Genomic DNA, 17,712 nt, shown 5'->3' with positions numbered 1-17,712 from the left:
GCCCTCGCTCCCGAGAGGCGTGGTCGCGCAGGTGAACCGGAGGGTGACAAAGCGGCCCGGCGGAGGACTCCGCCCGCGGCGAGGATCGGCGAGCAGGGGGAGAGCGCGGATGACCCGTTCTCCGAGACGCTTAGGGTTTTCGCGTGATCGACACCCCTCGTTCCGGATCGGCGCCCGTCCTGCGCAGGGCTTTCGCCGGCGCGGTCTGTCTCATAGCCGTCGCGGGCCTGGTACTCACCGCGTGGATCGGCGTGAGAGCCGCGCTCGCGCTGACCCACCTGCAGCAGGCTCGGGCGGCGGTGTCGGCCGCCGCTGACGCCCTGGACGATCCGGCGACGGCGACGGCCGTCCTCGCGTCCGTCGCCGACGACACCTCCGCGGCGCGCGAGCTGACCGGCGACCCCGTCTGGCGCGTCGCGGAGGCGCTGCCCTGGATCGGACCGCAGCTGTCGGCGGTCTCCGACACCGCGAGCGCGATCGACGGTGCCGTGGGCGCCCTCGAGCCGCTGGCCGCGGCCTCCGCCGGGTTGTCGATCGAGGTGATCCGCCCCGTCGACGGGGCCGTGGACGTCGCGAAGATCGCCGCCGTCACCCCCTCGGCGGCGGCGGCCGCGTCGACGCTGCGAGAGTCGGCCGACCGTCTCTCCGCCGTCGACCAGGCGCCGTTGCTCGGGCGCGTGGCGCAGGGGGTCTCGGACGCGGCCGGGTTCCTCGACCGAGCGGCCGACGGGGCCGACGCCCTCCGGCGTGCGACCCGACTGGTGCCGTCGATGCTCGGCGCCGACGGTCCTCGATCGACGCTCGTGCTGTTCCAGAACAACGCGGAATGGCGCTCGCTCGGCGGTGTCGTGGGCGCGGTCGCGCAGCTCGACACGCTCGACGGCCGGATGACGCTCGCGGCCCAGGCGTCCTCCGCCGACTTCGGCGACCTGGGCGTCGCGCCGGTGGCCGAGCTCGCCCCCGATGTGCAGAGCATCTACGACACCCGTCCCGCCCGCTATCTGCAGAACACCACGCAGGTGCCCGACTTCTCCGTCGGGGCTCCACTCGCGCGCGAGATGTGGCGGCGCGTGCACGGCACCACCGTCGACGCCGTGGTCGCTCTGGATCCGGTGACGCTGTCGTACCTCCTGCGAGCGACGGGTCCGGTGCATCTCGCGTCCGGCGACGACCTGACAGCCGAGAACGCCGTCGGGCTGCTCCTCGACGAGTCGTATCGGCGCTACGCCGACCCGCGCGAACAGGACGCCTTCTTCCAGAGTGCGGCGGCCGCGGTGTTCCAGGCCCTCGCCGACGGCCGAGTGGATCCCGCCGCCCTGGTGGAGGCCGTGGGCCGGGCCGGACGCGAACGCCGGTTGCTCGTCTGGAACGCGGATGCCAGGGAGCAAGCCGTGCTCGAGGGGTCGACCCTGCAAGGCGTCCTCCCCGCCTCCGACGGCGCACGCAGCACTGTCGGCGTCTACTTCAACGACGGCACGGGCTCCAAGATGGATTACTACCTGCATCCCCTTGTCGAGACGGCGTGGTGCGGCACGGATACGGCTTCGGTGCACGTCGAGCTGCGCAGCGACGCCCCCGATCCGACCTCGCTCCCGACGTACGTGACCGGGGGCGGGGAGTACGGCGTGCCCGTCGGCGACGCCCTCACCGGGATCTACGTCTACCTGCCGCCCGGTGCCGAACTCCTCGAACGTCGGACGACCGGCGACGACGGCGCGACGGGCTTCGCCGGTGGGGTGCACGACGGCCGAGAGGTGGTGAAGTGGTCCGTGCGCGTGGGCCCCGGAGAGTCCGCGCACCTCGACCTGCTCGTGCGACTGACAGCTACCGTCGAATTGGACGCCGTGGCGACCCCGACCCGCGACTCCTCCGAGCTCCCGCGCAGCGGGGAGTGCCACTTCCCCGGGTGACCGCCGGCGGATCCACGGTCCCGTAGGGGTGAACTACGGGGCGCCGCCATGTGAAACCGCCTCGTTCCCCGCGAGTCGCCCACGCCTCCTCCACAAGACTCTCGGCTAGAAGCCATTCGGACTGCGGCAGGCGGACCTCGCCCCGCATCCCCGTGCCGGCTCGACTTCGCCAAGCAGATGGGGCACACCATGAAGACCACGATCATCCGGGCCGTCGCCGCGCTCTCGCTCGCTGCGGCCGCGTTGCTGGCCCCCACGGCCGCCAACGCCTACACCGACCCCGCCGTCATCGGTGTCTCACCGTCGGTGGCCGCTCCCGGCGGCGTTGCGACGTTCACCACCGACCGCGCGGCCTATCAGGGCGACGAAGAGATCATCATCTCCGTCACCGGCGGCGCCGCCAAGAGCATCACGCTCGCCTCGGTAGCCACAGAGACGAACGACTCACTGCGTTCTCGCGCGGTCAACGGCTACCTCAAGACGCCGGTGCGCTTCCCGAGCACCGCGAAGGGCACCTACTACTTCACCTTCACCGGCGCCACGAGCGGCGTCGTGCTGCACTCGAGTGTGACCGTCACTCCGGCGGGCTCGAGCACGTCGCCCGCCAAGGGCGGCCTGGCCGTGACCGGCTTCGACGCGGATAGCACCGCGGGACTCTGGGTCGCAGGCGGGGCCCTCGTCGTCGCGGGCGGGGCTGTGGCCGTCGGGGCCGTCGTGCGTCGTCGCCGGAGCGCGCAATCCTGATCGCGCGCGGAACTGCGAGAGGGGGTCGTCTTCGGACGACCCCCTCTTCGTCGATCATGTGAGGGCGAGGCTCATGCCAGGCCACCGCCGCGAGACGCAGTGACCTCCGCCGTGATGAGGATCGGCAGGTGGTCGCTGAGGCCCTGCGGCAGGGTCTTGATGTGGGCGATGTCGAATCCGACCGAGGTCGCGAAGTCGTAGTGCCCACGGAAGAAGCGGTAGCGGGTATAGGTACGCGCGTCGCTCAGAGTCAGCTCGTAGCCCTGGTCACGGACCTTCTGCCCCAGGTTCTCTTTGAAGACCGGGTAGTTGTAGTCCCCCACCATGAGCGCGGGCAGACCGGGTCCGAGGTTCTGAAGCTCGGTGAGAGCCGTCCGGATCTGGTGCCGCCGCAGTGAGTTGAGGGCGGTCAGGGGCGCCGCGTGGAAGGAGGCGACGATCACATCGCGCCCCGCGTCGATGTCGCGCAGGCGCACGCCCAGCATCCGCTCTTCCGCGGGCTTCAACACGTAGTCATGCAGGGACTTCTTCAACGAGATCGCCCGTACTTCCTCGGCGCGGAACGTGCTCTCCCGGTAGTACACAGCGAGGCCGAGACGGTTGCGCTGGGTAGCCTCCGCGAGGCGCAATCCCCCGACCTGCTCGGGGATGTCGTTGGTGTCGCACTCCTGCAGGCACAAGACGTCCGCCCCGTGCGTCTCGAGGAGCGCGGTCAGCTCGCCGGCGGCACGGTGCTTGTTGAGGTTGTACGAAATGACCTTCATGGCGATGTCAGCATACGTCCGGCTGCACGGCGCCTCCCGAGGGGTTGCATCGACGCCACGGGGGGAATCACGATGCCGGTTCGTCGGCATCCCGTCTGTTGCGCGTCTGTTCGGCGCGCGCCGCCAATAGCTCGTCCGCCGGATAACCGACCTCGGAGAGCACGAGACCCCGCGCAGCCAGCACCTTCGTCTCGGGGATGCGCATGCGAGCATCACGGATGGCCACGACGTCCTCGACCTCGATACGCCCCTCCCCCACGGCGACACACGCCCCCACGAGGGCGCGGACCATGCTGTGGCAGAAGGCGTCCGCGCGGACGTTGGCCACCAGGACCCCGTCGTCACCGCGTCGCCAGTCGTACTCGAGCAGGGTACGGATGGTCGTCGCCTCCTCTCTCGCCTTGCAGTACGCGGCGAAGTCGTGCAGGCCGATCAGGCGCGAGGCTGCGGCATCCATCGCCTCCAGGTCCAGGGCACTGCGCAGAGTGGTGGTCCGCAGGCGGTCGAGCGGGTCGTAGCCCGTGGCCGCATCCGCCAGGCGATACGTGTACCGCCGCCATACGGCGGAGAATCGCGCGTCGAATCCGTCGGGGGCTCGCGACGAGCGCAACACGGAGACGTCGGGATACTGCCCCAGGACGCCGCGTACGCGCCCTGCGAGCGCGGCGATGGCATCGGTTTCGTCGCTGTCGCGACGCCGTCGCGGCAGGCGCGCGATCTGTTCGCCGTCGAGGTCCAGGTGCGCGACCTGCCCCGAGGCGTGCACGCCGGCATCGGTGCGGCCCGCCACGATCAGCCGGGGGGCACCGCCGACGATGCGTCCGAGAGCCGACTCGAGTTCGCCCTGCACGGTGCGCAGCCCCGGTTGCCGGGCCCACCCGCGGAAATGTGTGCCGTCATAGGCGATGTCGAGGCGGATGCGCACCTCACCAGCCTACGAGCACCGGACGCCGGCCGTGGAGCCCCGCCGACGACGATGCCCCCACCCGGATCCGGGTGGGGGCATCGTACGCGGTGAGGAGGGCTCAGGCCTTGGCGTCGTTTTCGACGGCGTCCGCGGCGGCGGCCTCTGCGGCGGCTCCCTCTTCGGGCGACTCGGCGCCGGCGTCGGCAGCCTCGTCGGTGGTGTTCTCGTCGGCGGAAGCCTCGTCGGCGACGGGCTCCTCAGCGGCCGGTGCGGCAGCGGCGGCGGGAGCCGCGGCGGCCTTGTTCGACGCCTTCTTCGCGACGGGCTCGAGCACGAGCTCGATCACGGCCATGGGGGCGTTGTCGCCCTTGCGGTTTCCGACCTTGGTGATGCGGGTGTATCCACCGTCACGCTCGGCCACCAGGGGCGCGATCTCGGTGAACAGCGTGTGCACGACGTCCTTGTCACCGATCACGCCGAGCACGCGACGACGCGCGTGCAGGTCGCCCCGCTTGGCGAAGGTGATCAGGCGCTCGGCGAGCGGACGCAGGCGCTTCGCCTTGGTCTCGGTCGTCTTGATGGACTTGTGCGTGTACAGTGCTGCCGCCAGGTTGGCGAGAAGCAGACGCTCGTGGGCCGGGCCGCCTCCGAGGCGGGGACCCTTCGTGGGCTTAGGCATGTCGTGTTACTCCAGTGAGAGGTTCGGTCGGGTCCGACCGGGGTCAGACGGTCTCTTCGTCGTAGCCGCTGTAGAACTGGGCACCGTCGAAGCCGGGCACCGAGTCCTTCAGCGACAGGCCGAGGGAGGTGAGCTTGTCGCGCACCTCGTCGACCGACTTCTGACCGAAGTTGCGGATGTTCATCAGCTGCGTCTCGGAAAGGGCCACCAGCTCCGAAACGGTGTTGATGCCCTCGCGCTTGAGGCAGTTGTACGAGCGGACCGAGAGATCGAGGTCCTCGATCGGCATCGACAGCTCGTTCGAGAGGACGGTCTCGACCGGCGCGGGGCCGATCTCGATGCCCTCGGCCTCGACGTTCAGCTCGCGAGCGAGACCGAACAGCTCGGTGAGGGTGCGTCCGGCCGAGGCGACGGCGTCGCGCGGGGCGATGGACGCCTTCGACTCGACGTCGAGGACGAGCTTGTCGAAGTCGGTACGCTCGCCGGCGCGGGTGGCGTCGACGCGGTAGCTGACCTTGAGCACGGGCGAGTAGATCGAGTCGATCGGGATCTGGCCGGCCTCGGCGTACTCGTTGCGGTTCTGCGTCGCCGATACGTAGCCGCGGCCACGCTCGATGGTGAGCTCGAGCTCGAACTTCGCGGTGTCGTTGAGCGTCGCGATGACCAACTCGGGGTTGTGCACCTCTACACCCGCGGGAGCGGAGATGTCGGCGGCGGTGACCTCACCGGAGCCGGTCTTGCGCAGATACGCCGTGATGGGCTCGTCGCGCTCGCTCGAGACGACGAGCTGCTTGATGTTCAGGATGATCTCGGTGACGTCTTCTTTCACGCCCGGGATCGTGCTGAACTCGTGCAGCACGCCGTCGATGCGGATGCTCGTGACGGCCGCGCCGGGGATCGACGACAGGAGGCTGCGACGCAGCGCGTTGCCGATCGTGTAACCGAAGCCGGGCTCCAGCGGCTCGATGACGAAACGGCTGCGGAACTCCCCGATCTTCTCCTCGGTCAGAGTGGGACGCTGTGCGATGAGCACTATGTGTTCCTTTCGATCACGTGCCCGCTATATGACACGTGTAATGGGGTGAGGTGTTGAGTTGTACTCGCGGGATGCCGCCACACGCGGGCGATGCGCCGAGGGCGGGCCGTGGCATCCGGAAGTCGAATCGCGCATGAGCGCGGCGTTCCCGGGGAGCGACGAGCACTCCCCGGGAACGAACGCGTCAGACGCGGCGGCGCTTGGGCGGACGGCAGCCGTTGTGGGCCTGCGGCGTCACGTCCTGGATGGAGCCGACCTCGAGGCCGGCTGCCGTGAGCGAACGGATCGCGGTCTCACGACCCGAACCCGGTCCCTTCACGAAGACGTCGACCTTCTTCACACCGTGCTCCTGCGCCTGGCGGGCGGCCGACTCAGCGGCCATGCCGGCGGCGTACGGCGTCGACTTGCGCGAGCCCTTGAACCCGACACCGCCGGACGAAGCCCAGCTGATGACGGCACCCGAGGGGTCGGTGATCGAAACGATGGTGTTGTTGAACGTCGACTTGATGTGGGCCTGACCCACGGCGATGTTCTTCTTCTCTTTGCGGCGCGGCTTGCGCGCGGCGGACTTGGCCTGTGCCATGTGCGTTCTCCTGAATCCTGACGCTCAGCCCGCGGCTTAGCGCGCCTTCTTCTTGCCGGCGACGGTGCGCTTGGGACCCTTGCGGGTACGCGCGTTCGTCTTCGTGCGCTGACCGCGCACCGGGAGGCCGCGACGGTGGCGGATGCCCTCGTAGGAGCCGATCTCGACCTTGCGGCGGATGTCGGCGGCGACCTCGCGACGGAGGTCACCCTCCACCTTGTAGGTGCCTTCGATGTGGTCGCGCAGAGCGACCAGCTGGTCGTCGGTGAGGTCCTTCACGCGGATGTCGTGGTCGATATCCGTCGCAGCGAGGATCTCGACGGAGCGGGTGCGACCCACGCCGTAGATGTAAGTAAGTGCGATCACCACGCGCTTGTCGCGCGGGATGTCGACGCCGGCGAGACGTGCCATGCGGCTCTCCTCAGAGTGTCGTAGAGGTGTGGAGCAGGATCGGTGCTCGGGCCTCCGCCCCGAGGTGTCCCCGTCATGCGGTCATCGAGCCTATGGAAGCGCTCGGATGATGACGGATCTGATCCTGCCGGTGTGTATTCAGTTGGAAAGGGGTCGAACGGCGAAGAACTCAGCCCTGGCGCTGCTTGTGGCGCGGGTTGCTCTTGCAGATCACCATCACGCGCCCGTGGCGACGGATCACCTTGCAGTGGTCGCAGATGGGCTTGACGGAGGGATTGACCTTCATGATGTTCCTGTTTCGCTGTCTTCGAACGCGCGAGGTGCGGCTCGTTACTTCTCGGCCGGACTCAGCGGTAGCGGTAGACGATACGACCGCGGGTGAGGTCGTACGGGCTCAGTTCGACGACGACACGGTCCTCGGGGATGATGCGGATGTAGTTCTGCCGCATCTTGCCCGAAATGGTGGCGAGCACCTTGTGACCGTTGGTCAGTTCGACACGGAACATCGCGTTGGGCAGTGCCTCGGACACCGTGCCCTCGATCTCGATGACACCGTCTTTCTTCGCCATAAACTCGCTCACGCTCAATTGCAGACCGGCCGGTCTGCGGTGGATGGGGATTCGGTGCTTCGACACGCCAGTGAAGGCGCAACGCACCAAAGATCAAGCATACGTGGTATTGCCCTCTCCGGCAACTCGCCGGAGGTGTCGTCAGCCGTTGAGGCGGTCGACGATGTCCTTCTGCGGGTCGCCGGTCAGGTCGCTCTGGTTGGCGAGGACGGTTCCGTCCACTGCGATGGTCGGCGTGGCGATCCCAGAGCTGCCGGGTTGCACCGGGGTGTTCTGGGTCATCGCCGTCACGAACCTCGTGTACGTCCCCTCGGAGATGCACGACGAGGCGGCATCCGAGGCGCCCACCGAGGTGGCGATGGACGCGAGGGTCGCGTCATCCAGACCGGCGGTGTTCTCCGACGGCTGCTGCGCGTAGAGAGCCTTCACGAACGCGGGCACGTTGGCGGGGTCGTCCACGGCGACGCAGTAGGCCGCCGAAGCGGAGCGTGTGGAGTACTCGGTGCCCTGGGAGGCGCGATCGAGGATCGAGATCGGGTGGATGTTCAGCGTGATCTCGTCGGAGGCGACGAGCTGGTCGAGCGTCGGCCCGTACGCCTGCTCGAACTGGTTGCAGACCGGGCACATGAAATCGATGTACGTGTCGACGGTCTTCTCTCCGGAACCGACCGCGATGGCACCCGTCTCGGTGTTGATCGCCGACGATTCCGGCAGCGTCCCCGGAGAGGTCGCCTGGCTGTTGGCGAACCACACGACGCCCGCCACGATCAGGACGACGACGAGAACAGCCGCCGTCACCGCGATCGCGAACCAATTCGTGGACTTCCGCACCGCAACCATCATCATCAATCGATCTCCTTCGGCACCACGCCGAACGGCGCCAGTTTCTCGGCACCCCCGTCGTGAGCAGTCAGCACCCAGATGCCGCCATCATGCACGGCAACGCTATGTTCCCAATGGGAGCCGGCAGTCCCGTCGAGCGTCGATACCGTCCAGCCGTCGTCTTCGACGAAAGTCTGCTGGTCGCCGATGACGACCATGGGCTCGATGGCCACGGCCAATCCCGGCCGCACCTCTGCGCCGCGATCGGGCACCGCGTAGTTGAAGATGCTGGGCGACTCGTGCATCTTGCGACCGATGCCGTGACCGACGTAGTCGCGCAGGATGCCGTAGCCCCCCTCGGGAGCGTTGTCCTCGATGTACTGCTCGATCGCAGCTCCGACTTCGCCGAGGTGCGACGCACGGCTCAGCGCGGCGATGCCCGCCCAGAGCGAGCCCTCGGTGACCTCCGACAGCCGTCGACGTGGAGCCACGATGTCGTCGGGAGCGTCACCCGGGACGATCACGGTGAACGCCGAGTCGCCGTTCCATCCGCGCAGCTCCGCCCCCGCGTCGATCGAGAGGATATCCCCCGCCCGCAGCGGGCGGTCGTTGGGGATGCCGTGGACCACCTGCTCGTTGACCGAGGCGCAGATCGTGTGCCGGTAGCCGCGCACCATCTGGAAGTTCGAGACGGCGCCGCGCGAGGTGATGAGCGCGGATGCCGCGGCGTCGAGCTCGAGCGTGGTGATTCCCGGGGCGATGAGCCCGCGAACCGCGTCCAGCGCATCGGCGGTGATGAGGCCCGGCTCGATCATCGACCGCAGCTGGGCCGGCCTCTTGTATACGGACGAACGAAGTCCCACGTCACGCAGCCGGCGACCCGTGGAGGCCACGCGCCTCCAGCGCCGCGAAGATCCGGGCGGTCACCTCGTCGAGACTGCCGACGCCGTCGACCTCGTCGACCACCCCGCGCGTGCCGTACACGTCGAGGATGGGCGCCGTCTCGCGCTCGTAGATGCCCAGACGCGTGGCGATCGCCTCCTCGGTGTCGTCGGCGCGGCCCTGCTCGGACGCACGTGCGGTGAGACGCGACAGCGACTCCTCGCGAGGCACGACGAGAGCGATGACGGCGTCGAGCGACTCGTCGCGTCCCTCGAGGAACTCATCGAGGTGCATCACCTGGGCGAGGTTGCGCGGGTAGCCGTCGAGGAGGAAGCCCTCCGCCGCATCGGCCTGCGACAGACGGTCGCGCACGACGGCGCTGGTCAGTTCGTCGGGAACGAGGCTGCCCCCGTCGATGATGGCCTTGACCTGCTGGCCCAGTTCGGTGCCCTGCGCGACATTGGCGCGAAACACGTCGCCGGTGGAGACCACGGGGATCCCGAATGCCTCGGCGATGCGGACGCCCTGCGTTCCCTTGCCCGACCCCTGCGGGCCCACGATCAGAAGACGCGCGCTCATCGAAGCAGCCCCTCGTAGTGACGCTGCTGAAGCTGCGCGTCGATCTGTTTGACGGTCTCGAGACCGACCCCGACGATGATCAGGATCGAGGCGCCGCCGAACGGGAAGTTCTGGTTGGCACCCACGGTCGCAAGTGCCACCAGCGGCAGCAGCGCAATCAGACCGAGGTAGATCGAGCCGGGCAGCGTGATGCGCGTCAGAACATAGTCGAGGTACTCGGCGGTCGGACGCCCGGCACGGATGCCGGGGATGAAGCCGCCGTACTTCTTCATGTTGTCGGCGACGTCGACCGGGTTGAACGTGATCGCGACGTAGAAGTACGCGAATCCGATGATGAGGAGGAAGTAGATCAGCATGTACAGCGGGTGGTCACCGCGCGTGAGGTACTGCGAGATCCACGTGACCCACGGCGACGGCTCCTGGCCCGGCTGCGGCTGGTTGAACTGCGCGATGAGGGCAGGGATGTAGAGCAGCGACGAGGCGAAGATGACGGGCACGACACCGGCCATGTTGACCTTGATCGGGATGTAGGTGTTCGTCCCGCCGTACGTACGACGCCCGACCATGCGCTTGGCGTACTGGACCGGGATGCGCCGCTGCGACTGTTCCACGAACACGACGAGGGCGACGATGACGATGCTGACCGCCAGGACGAGGAGGAAGACCTCGACGCCGCGGGCGTTGAGGATCGACAGCATGGCGCCGGGGAAGGTCGCCGCGATCGAGGTGAAGATGAGGATGGACATGCCGTTGCCCACGCCGCGCTCGGTGACGAGTTCGGCGAACCACATGACCAGGCCGGTACCGGCGGTCATCGTGATGATCATGAGCAGCTGGGCCCACCAGATGTCATTGGTCAGCAGCTGCTGGCACTCGGGCACACCGGCCGAGCCGAAGAGCTGACCCGAGCGCGCGACCGTGACGAGCGTGGTCGACTGCAGAAGCGCCAGCGCGATGGTGAGGTATCGCGTGTACTGCGTGAGCTTGGCCTGACCGGCCTGGCCCTCCTTGTACAGGGTCTCGAAGTGCGGGATGACCACGCGCAGCAGCTGCACGATGATCGTCGCCGTGATGTACGGCATCACGCCGAGGGCGAAGATCGACAGCTGCAGCAAAGCACCGCCCGAGAAGAGGTTCACCAGAGACAGCAGACCCTCGGTACCACCCGACTGGTTCAGACATTGCTGAACGTTGGGGAAGTCGACGAAGGGCGTCGGCACGTGGGCACCCAGCCGGTAGATGGCGATGATGCCCAGCGTGAAGGCGATCTTCCGCCTCAGGTCGGGCGTGCGGAAAACCCGCGCGATGGCGCTGAACAAGGGAGATTCCTCCAGAACGATCTCGGAGCGCGACTATGCGCACTCCCCATCAGACTAATGCAGAAGGGGCCGACGGCCCTAAGGCCGCCGGCCCCTTCCGGGTCGGGTCGTCAGTTGACGGTACCGCCAGCGGCGACGATCTTCTGCTCGGCGGAGCCGGAGACCTTGTCGACGGAGACGGTGAGTGCGACCGAGATGTCGCCGGTGCCGAGCACCTTGACCTTCTCGTTCTTGCGCACAGCGCCCTTGGCCACGAGGCTGGCGACGGTCACGTCGCCACCCTGCGGGTAGAGCTCGCCGAGCTTGTCCAGGTTCACGACCTGGTACTCGACACGGAACGGGTTCTTGAAGCCGCGGAGCTTCGGGGTGCGCATGTGCAGCGGCATCTGCCCACCCTCGAAGCCGACCTTGACCTGGTAACGGGCCTTGGTTCCCTTGGTACCGCGACCGGACGTCTTACCCTTCGAGCCCTCACCGCGACCCACACGGGTCTTGGCGGTACGGGCTCCCGGGACGGGACGCAGGTGGTGGACCTTGAGCACGCCGGGGCGCGCCGCGGGGGCTTCCTTCTTACCGGCCTTGGCGGCCGATGCCTTCTTCGGGGCGTCGACCGTTGCGGTCTCGTCCTTCTTGGCAGCCATTAGTCGATCTCCTCAACCTTGACGAGGTGGGCGACGGTCTTGACGTAGCCGCGCGTCTGCGCGTCGTCGGGACGGACGACCGAGTCGCCGATCCGCTTCAGACCGAGCGAACGCAGCGTGTCACGCTGGTTCTGCTTCTCGCTCACCTTGGACTTGATCTGCGTGACCTTCAGACGCTCGGCCATCAGGCACCTACCTTCTGAGCGGCTGCCTCGGCGCGCACGAGGCGGGCCGGGGCGACCTGGTCGAACTCCAGGCCGCGGCGCGCAGCGACGGCACGGGGCTCCTCGAGCGCCTTGAGGGCCTCGACGGTCGCGTGCACGATGTTGATCGTGTTCGACGAGCCGAGGGACTTCGACAGGACGTCGTGGATGCCCGCGCACTCGAGCACGGCGCGGACGGGACCACCGGCGATGACACCGGTACCGGCGGCGGCGGGGCGCAGGAGCACCACACCGGCAGCGGCCTCACCCTGGACGGGGTGCGGGATGGTCGAGCCCGAACGGGGAACGCGGAAGAAGTTGCGCTTGGCCTCTTCGACACCCTTCGAGATGGCGAGGGGCACTTCGCGCGCCTTGCCGTAACCGACACCGACCACGCCGTTACCGTCACCGACGACGACGAGTGCGGTGAAGCTGAAGCGACGACCACCCTTGACGACCTTGGAGACGCGGTTGATGGTCACGACGCGCTCGAGGAACTGGCTCTCGTTGCGGTCGCGCGAACCACGGTCGCGCTGGTTGGTGTTGCGCTCACGACCACCGCGACGCGGCTCGCGCTCACGCTCGGCGGGGGCCTGAGCGGCAGCCGCACCCTCAGCCGGGGCAGTCTGCTCGGTCACTTCGGTCTCCTTGTTGTCACTCACAGGTTCAGCCCTCCTTCGCGGGCTCCGTCGGCGATCGCGGCGACGCGGCCGGCGTAGCGGTTTCCGCCACGGTCGAACACGACGTCGGAGACGCCCACGGCCTTGGCACGCTCGGCGACGAGTTCGCCGACCTTGCGGGCCTTGGCGGTCTTGTCACCGTCGAAGCCGCGCAGGTCGGTCTCGAGGGTGGAAGCGGAGGCCACGGTGTGGCCCTTGCTGTCGTCCACGACCTGGACGAACACGTGGCGCGCGGAACGCGTCACGACGAGACGGGGACGCAGCTCGGTGCCGACGACCTTCTTGCGAAGGCGCGCGTGGCGACGAGCACGAGCGACGGACTTTGTCTTGACAGCCATGGTCACTTACCACTCTTTCCGGCCTTGCGGCGGACGACCTCGCCCGCGTACCGCACACCCTTGCCCTTGTAGGGCTCGGGCTTGCGGATCTTGCGGATGTTGGCTGCGGCCTCGCCGACGGCCTGCTTGTCGATGCCGCTCACGGTGACCTTGTTGTTGCCTTCGACCGTGAGGGTGATGCCCGCGGGCGGGTCGATGAGGACGGGGTGCGAGAAGCCGAGGGCGAACTCGATCGCGCTGCCCTTCTGGGCGACGCGGTAACCCGTGCCGACGACCTCGAGGCCCTTGGTGTAGCCCTGGGTGACACCGATGATGTTGTTGTTGATGAGCGTGCGGGTCAGGCCGTGGAGCGACCGCGACTCGCGCTCGTCGTCGGGGCGGGTGACGAGAACCTGGTTCTCCTCGACCGACACCTCGAGGGGCTGTGCGATGGTGAGCTCGAGCTCGCCCTTCGGGCCCTTGACGGAGACCTCCCGGCCGTTCACCGAAACGGTGACGCCGGCGGGGATGTCGATGGGAAGACGTCCAATACGCGACATGTCAGATCACCACACGTAGGCGAGGACTTCCCCGCCGACGCCCTTCTGCTCGGCCTGACGGTCGGTGAGGAGACCGGAGGAGGTGGACAGGATGGCCACGCCCAGCCCGCCGAGGACCGTGGGGACCTCGGTCGACTTCGCGTACACGCGGAGGCCCGGCTTGGACACGCGCTTGATGCCGGCGATCGACCGCTCGCGGTTCGGGCCGTACTTCAGCGTCATGTTGAGGGTGTGGCCGACGCGGGCGTCCTCGACGCTCCAGTCGGCGATGTACCCCTCCTGCTTGAGGATGGCGGCGATGTTGGTCTTGAGCTTCGAGCTCGGCATCGACACGGAGTCGTGGTGCGCCGAGTTCGCGTTGCGCAGACGGGTCAGCATGTCTGCGACCGGGTCTGTCATCGTCATGTGTTGCTTCTTTCTTTCATGAGGTTTCGGCTGCCGTTACGCGACAGTCGACCTTCGATGAGGGGCCCCCGGGTGTCCGGGGGCCCATGGGGTCAGGCCTGAGCGTCGGCCGACTGGAACGGGAAGCCGAGCTGGCGAAGCAGCGAACGGCCCTCGTCGTCGGTCTTCGCGGTGGTGACGATGGTGATGTCGAAACCACGCACGCGGTCGATGCGGTCCTGGTCGATCTCGTGGAACACGGACTGCTCCTGGAGACCGAAGGTGTAGTTGCCGTTGCCGTCGAACTGCTTGGGCGACAGACCGCGGAAGTCGCGGATGCGCGGCAGCGCGAGGTTCACGAGACGGTCCACGAACTCCCATGCGCGGTCACCGCGGAGGGTGACGTGCGCACCGATGGCCTGGCCCTCACGCAGCTTGAACTGCGCGATGGACTTGCGGGCCTTCGTGACGATCGGCTTCTGACCTGTGATCTTGGTGAGGTCGTCGACCGCACCATCGATCACCTTGCTGTCACGAGCAGCCTCGCCGACGCCGGTGTTGACGACGACCTTGACCAGCCCGGGCGTCTGCATGACGTTCGCGTAGCCGAACTCCTCCTGCAGGGCCTTCTTGATCTCGTTGTTGTACTTCTGCTTCAGGCGGGGCTGGCCGGCGCCCTTCGAGGGCTGCCCTTCAGACGAAGTGCCAGTCTCCGCGGCAGTCGAGGTGCTCATGTTCAGAGGTCCTTGCCTGACTTCTTCGCGAAGCGCACGCGGACGGTGCGCTTGACGCCGTCCTTGACCTGCTCCTCGACACGGCGGCCGACGCGGGTCGGCTTCTTGGTCGAGGGGTCGACGATCGCGACGTTGGAGATGTGGATCGGGGCCTCGAAGGTCTCGATGCCACCGGTCTTGGTTCCGCGCTGGGACTGGCCCACGCGGTTGTGCTTGGTGACGTAGTTCACACCCTCGACGATGACGCGGTTCTGCTCGGTCAGGACCTCGAGGACCTTACCCTGCTTGCCGCGGTCGCCGCCACGCTCGGGCTTCGCGCCCGAGATGACCTGAACCAGGTCGCCCTTTTTGATTTTCGCCATGATCAGATGACCTCCGGGGCGAGCGAGACGATCTTCATGAACTTCTTGTCGCGAAGCTCACGGCCGACCGGTCCGAAGATGCGGGTGCCGCGGGGCTCCCCGTCGCTCTTCAGGATCACGGCGGCGTTCTCGTCGAACTTGATGTACGAGCCGTCGGAACGACGGGTCTGCTTGACGACACGGACGACGACGGCCTTGACCACGTCGCCCTTCTTGACGTTTCCACCCGGGATCGCGTCCTTGACCGTGGCGACGATCACGTCGCCCAGGCCCGCATACCGACGGTTGGAGCCGCCGAGCACACGGATGGTGAGCAGCTCCTTGGCGCCGGTGTTGTCGGCGACCTTCAGCCGGGATTCGTTCTGAATCACTTTTTACTCCTTGGGTTCCAAGCAAGCCGCGAGGCTTACTTGGCCTTCTCGAGGATCTCGACCAGACGCCAGCGCTTGGTGGCGCTGAGCGGACGGGTCTCGTTGATGACGACGAGGTCGCCGATGCCCGCCGAGTTGGTCTCGTCGTGCGCCTTGACCTTCGAGGTGCGACGGATGACCTTGCCGTAGAGCGGGTGCTTCACGCGGTCTTCGACCTCGACGACGATCGTCTTGTCCATCTTGTCGCTGACGACGTAGCCGCGACGCGCCTTGCGGTAACCGCGGGCGTCCTCGTCACGGACATCGTTCTCGGCGTGCTCGTGGCCGGCGACCTGCGCCTCAGCCTTCTTCGCGGTAGCCATTACTCCGCCTCTTCTTTCGTGGCGTCGTCGGCGGCATCCGCCTTCTTCGCCTTGCTCTTCTTCGCCTTCGCCGGAGCCTCGACCGGGGCCGGGGTGGCGCGGATGCCGAGCTCGCGCTCACGGATCACCGTGTACAGACGCGCGATGTCGCGCTTGACTGCACGGATGCGACCGTGGCTCTCGAGCTGGCCGGTGGCCGACTGGAAGCGCAGGTTGAACAGCTCTTCCTTGGCCTTGCGCAGCTCCTCGACGAGGCGCTGGTCTTCGAACGTGTCGAGCTCGCTCGGAGCGAGCTGCTTGGTGCCGATCGCCATTACGCGTCGCCCTCCTCGCGCTTGATGATGCGTGCCTTCAGGGGCAGCTTGTGAATGGCTCGGGTCAGTGCCTCACGAGCAAGCTGCTCGTCGACACCCGCGACCTCGAACAGGACGCGGCCCGGCTTGACGTTCGCGACCCACCACTCGGGCGAACCCTTACCAGAACCCATGCGGGTTTCAGCCGGCTTCTTGGTGAGCGGGCGGTCGGGGTAGATGTTGATCCACACCTTTCCACCGCGCTTGATGTGACGAGTCATGGCGATACGAGCGGACTCGATCTGACGGTTGGTCACGTAAGCGGGGGTCAGCGCCTGGATGCCGTACTCCCCGAACGACACCTGGGTGCCACCGGTGGCCTGGCCGGAACGGCCGGGGTGGTGCTGCTTACGGTACTTGACCTTGCGGGGGATGAGCATTACGCCGACGCTCCTTCTGCCACGGGGGCCTCGTTGCGCGGGCCACGACGACGGTCGCCACCGCGGTCGTCACGACCGCGCGACTTGGGTGCGTTGGCCTGCTCGCGGGCGAGCTCCTTGTTGGTGAGGTCGCCCTTGTAGATCCACACCTTCACGCCGATGCGGCCGAAGGTGGTCTTGGCCTCGTAGAAGCCGTAGTCGATGTTCGCGCGGAGCGTGTGCAGCGGCACACGGCCTTCGCGGTAGAACTCCGAGCGGCTCATCTCGGCGCCGCCGAGGCGACCCGACACCTGGATGCGGACGCCCTTGGCGCCCGCGCGCTGCGCGCCCTGCAGCCCCTTGCGCATCGCGCGACGGAACGCCACGCGTGCGGAGAGCTGTTCGGCGACACCCTGCGCGACCAGCTGAGCGTCGGCCTCGGGGTTCTTGACCTCGAGGATGTTCAGCTGGATCTGCTTGCCGCTGAGCTTCTCGAGGTCGGCGCGGATGCGCTCGGCCTCGGCGCCGCGGCGACCGATCACGATGCCCGGACGGGCGGTGTGGATGTCGACACGGACGCGGTCACGCGTGCGCTCGATCTCGATGTTGCTGACACCGGCGCGGTCGAGCGAGGTGGTCAGCAGGCGACGGATCTTGATGTCCTCGGCGAGGTAGTCGGCGTAGCGCTGACCGGGCTTCGTCGAGTCCGAGAACCACCGCGACACGTGGTCGGTGGTGATGCCGAGGCGGAAGCCGTACGGGTTGACCTTCTGTCCCATTACTTGCTCGCCTTCTTGTTGGCGCGGGCCGGGGTCGCCTCAGCGGTCTCCGGCGTCGCGAGCACGACCGTGATGTGGCTCGTGCGCTTCTTGATCTGGAAGGCGCGACCCTGTGCGCGGGGGCGGAAACGCTTGAGCGTCGTGCCCTCGTCGACGTACGCGTTCTTCACGTACAGGTCGGCGTCATCCAGGTATTCGTTCGTCTTGTCGGCGGTGACGCGAGCGTTCGCGATCGCCGAGGCGACGAGCTTGTAGATCGGCTCGCTCGCGCCCTGCGGCGCGAACTTCAGGATGGCGAGGGCCTCTTCGGCCTGCTTGCCCTTGATGAGCGCGACGACGCGACGAGCCTTCTGAGGGGTCACGCGGATGTGTCGCACACGTGCGATGGACTCCACCATTTCT

General features: G+C 67.5%; 28 protein-coding genes. 2 read left to right on the top strand and 26 right to left on the bottom strand.

Going from position 1 to position 17,712, the window contains the following annotated elements; translation table 11 throughout:
- Positions 1–143: 143 nt before the first annotated feature.
- The gene (locus ACTJJP_RS13705; protein ID WP_440775530.1) at positions 144–1,910 is read left to right on the top strand and encodes a DUF4012 domain-containing protein; all 1,767 of its coding nucleotides are present in this window, start codon (positions 144–146) and stop codon (positions 1,908–1,910) included.
- Between the two features lie 189 nt (positions 1,911–2,099).
- Positions 2,100–2,654 (top strand): hypothetical protein, encoded by a 555-nt coding sequence (locus tag ACTJJP_RS13700; RefSeq protein ID WP_440775529.1) that lies wholly within the window; start codon positions 2,100–2,102, stop codon positions 2,652–2,654.
- Positions 2,655–2,725: 71 nt separating this feature from the next.
- On the opposite strand, the gene ACTJJP_RS13695 is transcribed toward ACTJJP_RS13700, so the two are convergent.
- The 26 genes from ACTJJP_RS13695 to rplV all read right to left on the bottom strand — a co-directional run bounded on the left by ACTJJP_RS13695 (position 2,726) and on the right by rplV (position 17,708).
- A complete protein-coding gene (locus ACTJJP_RS13695) occupies positions 2,726–3,418 on the bottom strand; it encodes an endonuclease/exonuclease/phosphatase family protein (RefSeq protein ID WP_440775528.1) in 693 nt (230 codons plus the stop codon).
- 67 nt (positions 3,419–3,485) lie between these two features.
- Positions 3,486–4,343 carry a tRNA pseudouridine(38-40) synthase TruA gene (truA, locus tag ACTJJP_RS13690; RefSeq protein ID WP_440775527.1) on the bottom strand — a complete coding sequence of 286 codons (858 nt, stop codon included), beginning with the start codon at positions 4,341–4,343 and terminating at the stop codon, positions 3,486–3,488.
- Between the two features lie 100 nt (positions 4,344–4,443).
- Complete coding sequence (gene rplQ / locus ACTJJP_RS13685; protein WP_440775526.1) at positions 4,444–5,004, bottom strand: 50S ribosomal protein L17; 561 nt, start codon at positions 5,002–5,004, stop codon at positions 4,444–4,446.
- A gap of 43 nt (positions 5,005–5,047) precedes the next feature.
- Complete coding sequence (locus tag ACTJJP_RS13680; RefSeq protein WP_055959305.1) at positions 5,048–6,037, bottom strand: DNA-directed RNA polymerase subunit alpha; 990 nt, start codon at positions 6,035–6,037, stop codon at positions 5,048–5,050.
- A gap of 187 nt (positions 6,038–6,224) precedes the next feature.
- Positions 6,225–6,623, bottom strand: coding sequence for a 30S ribosomal protein S11 (gene rpsK / locus ACTJJP_RS13675; RefSeq protein ID WP_013583990.1), 399 nt, complete (start codon positions 6,621–6,623; stop codon positions 6,225–6,227).
- 36 nt (positions 6,624–6,659) lie between these two features.
- Positions 6,660–7,034, bottom strand: coding sequence for a 30S ribosomal protein S13 (gene rpsM, locus ACTJJP_RS13670; RefSeq protein ID WP_055959307.1), 375 nt, complete (start codon positions 7,032–7,034; stop codon positions 6,660–6,662).
- Between the two features lie 169 nt (positions 7,035–7,203).
- Complete coding sequence (rpmJ, locus tag ACTJJP_RS13665; protein WP_005050492.1) at positions 7,204–7,320, bottom strand: 50S ribosomal protein L36; 117 nt, start codon at positions 7,318–7,320, stop codon at positions 7,204–7,206.
- Positions 7,321–7,381: 61 nt separating this feature from the next.
- The gene (gene infA, locus ACTJJP_RS13660; RefSeq protein ID WP_013583992.1) at positions 7,382–7,603 is read right to left on the bottom strand and encodes a translation initiation factor IF-1; all 222 of its coding nucleotides are present in this window, start codon (positions 7,601–7,603) and stop codon (positions 7,382–7,384) included.
- A 141-nt stretch (positions 7,604–7,744) separates the two neighbouring features.
- Positions 7,745–8,449 carry a DsbA family protein gene (locus ACTJJP_RS13655; protein WP_440775525.1) on the bottom strand — a complete coding sequence of 235 codons (705 nt, stop codon included), beginning with the start codon at positions 8,447–8,449 and terminating at the stop codon, positions 7,745–7,747.
- Positions 8,449–9,288, bottom strand: a complete 840-nt coding sequence (gene map, locus ACTJJP_RS13650) for a type I methionyl aminopeptidase (RefSeq protein ID WP_440775524.1) — start codon at positions 9,286–9,288, stop codon at positions 8,449–8,451. Before map ends, ACTJJP_RS13655 begins: the two co-directional genes overlap by 1 nt.
- 1 nt (position 9,289) lies before the next feature.
- On the bottom strand, positions 9,290–9,886 hold the full coding sequence (locus ACTJJP_RS13645) for an adenylate kinase (RefSeq protein ID WP_440775523.1): 597 nt from the start codon (positions 9,884–9,886) through the stop codon (positions 9,290–9,292).
- Positions 9,883–11,205 (bottom strand): preprotein translocase subunit SecY, encoded by a 1,323-nt coding sequence (secY, locus tag ACTJJP_RS13640; RefSeq protein WP_055959315.1) that lies wholly within the window; start codon positions 11,203–11,205, stop codon positions 9,883–9,885. Before secY ends, ACTJJP_RS13645 begins: the two co-directional genes overlap by 4 nt.
- Positions 11,206–11,315: 110 nt before the next feature.
- The gene (rplO, locus tag ACTJJP_RS13635; RefSeq protein WP_440775522.1) at positions 11,316–11,846 is read right to left on the bottom strand and encodes a 50S ribosomal protein L15; all 531 of its coding nucleotides are present in this window, start codon (positions 11,844–11,846) and stop codon (positions 11,316–11,318) included.
- Positions 11,846–12,031 carry a 50S ribosomal protein L30 gene (gene rpmD, locus ACTJJP_RS13630; RefSeq protein ID WP_013583998.1) on the bottom strand — a complete coding sequence of 62 codons (186 nt, stop codon included), beginning with the start codon at positions 12,029–12,031 and terminating at the stop codon, positions 11,846–11,848. The genes rplO and rpmD overlap by 1 nt, the downstream gene beginning before the upstream one ends.
- Positions 12,031–12,711 (bottom strand): 30S ribosomal protein S5, encoded by a 681-nt coding sequence (gene rpsE / locus ACTJJP_RS13625; RefSeq protein ID WP_055959318.1) that lies wholly within the window; start codon positions 12,709–12,711, stop codon positions 12,031–12,033. Before rpsE ends, rpmD begins: the two co-directional genes overlap by 1 nt.
- Positions 12,708–13,067, bottom strand: coding sequence for a 50S ribosomal protein L18 (gene rplR, locus ACTJJP_RS13620; protein ID WP_043361012.1), 360 nt, complete (start codon positions 13,065–13,067; stop codon positions 12,708–12,710). The genes rpsE and rplR overlap by 4 nt, the downstream gene beginning before the upstream one ends.
- 2 nt (positions 13,068–13,069) lie before the next feature.
- A complete protein-coding gene (gene rplF / locus ACTJJP_RS13615) occupies positions 13,070–13,606 on the bottom strand; it encodes a 50S ribosomal protein L6 (protein WP_285138056.1) in 537 nt (178 codons plus the stop codon).
- A 6-nt stretch (positions 13,607–13,612) separates the two neighbouring features.
- Complete coding sequence (rpsH, locus tag ACTJJP_RS13610) at positions 13,613–14,011, bottom strand: 30S ribosomal protein S8 (protein WP_440775521.1); 399 nt, start codon at positions 14,009–14,011, stop codon at positions 13,613–13,615.
- A gap of 92 nt (positions 14,012–14,103) precedes the next feature.
- On the bottom strand, positions 14,104–14,724 hold the full coding sequence (gene rplE, locus ACTJJP_RS13605; RefSeq protein ID WP_440775520.1) for a 50S ribosomal protein L5: 621 nt from the start codon (positions 14,722–14,724) through the stop codon (positions 14,104–14,106).
- 2 nt (positions 14,725–14,726) lie between these two features.
- The gene (gene rplX / locus ACTJJP_RS13600) at positions 14,727–15,086 is read right to left on the bottom strand and encodes a 50S ribosomal protein L24 (RefSeq protein ID WP_013584004.1); all 360 of its coding nucleotides are present in this window, start codon (positions 15,084–15,086) and stop codon (positions 14,727–14,729) included.
- A gap of 2 nt (positions 15,087–15,088) precedes the next feature.
- Positions 15,089–15,457, bottom strand: coding sequence for a 50S ribosomal protein L14 (rplN, locus tag ACTJJP_RS13595; protein ID WP_055959324.1), 369 nt, complete (start codon positions 15,455–15,457; stop codon positions 15,089–15,091).
- 35 nt (positions 15,458–15,492) lie between these two features.
- A complete protein-coding gene (gene rpsQ, locus ACTJJP_RS13590; RefSeq protein WP_055959326.1) occupies positions 15,493–15,819 on the bottom strand; it encodes a 30S ribosomal protein S17 in 327 nt (108 codons plus the stop codon).
- The gene (gene rpmC / locus ACTJJP_RS13585; RefSeq protein WP_136585942.1) at positions 15,819–16,133 is read right to left on the bottom strand and encodes a 50S ribosomal protein L29; all 315 of its coding nucleotides are present in this window, start codon (positions 16,131–16,133) and stop codon (positions 15,819–15,821) included. Before rpmC ends, rpsQ begins: the two co-directional genes overlap by 1 nt.
- Entirely contained in the window at positions 16,133–16,552 is a 420-nt protein-coding gene (rplP, locus tag ACTJJP_RS13580) for a 50S ribosomal protein L16 (protein ID WP_055833705.1), read from the bottom strand. The genes rpmC and rplP overlap by 1 nt, the downstream gene beginning before the upstream one ends.
- The gene (rpsC, locus tag ACTJJP_RS13575) at positions 16,552–17,310 is read right to left on the bottom strand and encodes a 30S ribosomal protein S3 (protein WP_055959329.1); all 759 of its coding nucleotides are present in this window, start codon (positions 17,308–17,310) and stop codon (positions 16,552–16,554) included. Before rpsC ends, rplP begins: the two co-directional genes overlap by 1 nt.
- Entirely contained in the window at positions 17,310–17,708 is a 399-nt protein-coding gene (gene rplV / locus ACTJJP_RS13570; RefSeq protein WP_183418534.1) for a 50S ribosomal protein L22, read from the bottom strand. The genes rpsC and rplV overlap by 1 nt, the downstream gene beginning before the upstream one ends.
- Positions 17,709–17,712 lie beyond the last annotated feature (4 nt).

The organism is Microbacterium sp. 22296, from assembly GCF_052045385.1.
Lineage (GTDB): Bacteria > Actinomycetota > Actinomycetes > Actinomycetales > Microbacteriaceae > Microbacterium.
Note: the sequence above shows the minus strand (reverse complement) of the source record. Positions and strands in the feature narration are given on the sequence as shown.

Excerpts from the sequence above, each read along its gene's own strand:
- rpsQ (WP_055959326.1), bottom strand. The coding sequence starts at position 15,819 with ATGGCTACCGCGAAGAAGGCTGAGGCGCAGGTCGCCGGCCACGAGCAC.
- ACTJJP_RS13655 (WP_440775525.1), bottom strand. The coding sequence starts at position 8,449 with ATGATGATGGTTGCGGTGCGGAAGTCCACGAATTGGTTCGCGATCGCG.
- rpmC (WP_136585942.1), bottom strand. The coding sequence starts at position 16,133 with ATGGCGATCGGCACCAAGCAGCTCGCTCCGAGCGAGCTCGACACGTTC.
- rpmJ (WP_005050492.1), bottom strand. The coding sequence starts at position 7,320 with ATGAAGGTCAATCCCTCCGTCAAGCCCATCTGCGACCACTGCAAGGTG.
- ACTJJP_RS13700 (WP_440775529.1), top strand. The coding sequence starts at position 2,100 with ATGAAGACCACGATCATCCGGGCCGTCGCCGCGCTCTCGCTCGCTGCG.
- rplQ (WP_440775526.1), bottom strand. The coding sequence starts at position 5,004 with ATGCCTAAGCCCACGAAGGGTCCCCGCCTCGGAGGCGGCCCGGCCCAC.
- rplF (WP_285138056.1), bottom strand. The coding sequence starts at position 13,606 with ATGTCGCGTATTGGACGTCTTCCCATCGACATCCCCGCCGGCGTCACC.
- rplX (WP_013584004.1), bottom strand. The coding sequence starts at position 15,086 with ATGGCGAAAATCAAAAAGGGCGACCTGGTTCAGGTCATCTCGGGCGCG.
- rpsK (WP_013583990.1), bottom strand. The coding sequence starts at position 6,623 with ATGGCACAGGCCAAGTCCGCCGCGCGCAAGCCGCGCCGCAAAGAGAAG.
- ACTJJP_RS13695 (WP_440775528.1), bottom strand. The coding sequence starts at position 3,418 with ATGAAGGTCATTTCGTACAACCTCAACAAGCACCGTGCCGCCGGCGAG.
- rplO (WP_440775522.1), bottom strand. The coding sequence starts at position 11,846 with ATGGCTGCCAAGAAGGACGAGACCGCAACGGTCGACGCCCCGAAGAAG.
- rpsH (WP_440775521.1), bottom strand. The coding sequence starts at position 14,011 with ATGACGATGACAGACCCGGTCGCAGACATGCTGACCCGTCTGCGCAAC.
- infA (WP_013583992.1), bottom strand. The coding sequence starts at position 7,603 with ATGGCGAAGAAAGACGGTGTCATCGAGATCGAGGGCACGGTGTCCGAG.
- rplP (WP_055833705.1), bottom strand. The coding sequence starts at position 16,552 with ATGCTCATCCCCCGCAAGGTCAAGTACCGTAAGCAGCACCACCCCGGC.
- rpmD (WP_013583998.1), bottom strand. The coding sequence starts at position 12,031 with ATGGCCGAGCGTCTGAAGGTCACGCAGATCAAGTCCAAGGTGAGCGAG.
- rpsC (WP_055959329.1), bottom strand. The coding sequence starts at position 17,310 with ATGGGACAGAAGGTCAACCCGTACGGCTTCCGCCTCGGCATCACCACC.
- rplV (WP_183418534.1), bottom strand. The coding sequence starts at position 17,708 with ATGGTGGAGTCCATCGCACGTGTGCGACACATCCGCGTGACCCCTCAG.
- rplR (WP_043361012.1), bottom strand. The coding sequence starts at position 13,067 with ATGGCTGTCAAGACAAAGTCCGTCGCTCGTGCTCGTCGCCACGCGCGC.
- rplE (WP_440775520.1), bottom strand. The coding sequence starts at position 14,724 with ATGAGCACCTCGACTGCCGCGGAGACTGGCACTTCGTCTGAAGGGCAG.
- ACTJJP_RS13645 (WP_440775523.1), bottom strand. The coding sequence starts at position 9,886 with ATGAGCGCGCGTCTTCTGATCGTGGGCCCGCAGGGGTCGGGCAAGGGA.
- rpsM (WP_055959307.1), bottom strand. The coding sequence starts at position 7,034 with ATGGCACGTCTCGCCGGCGTCGACATCCCGCGCGACAAGCGCGTGGTG.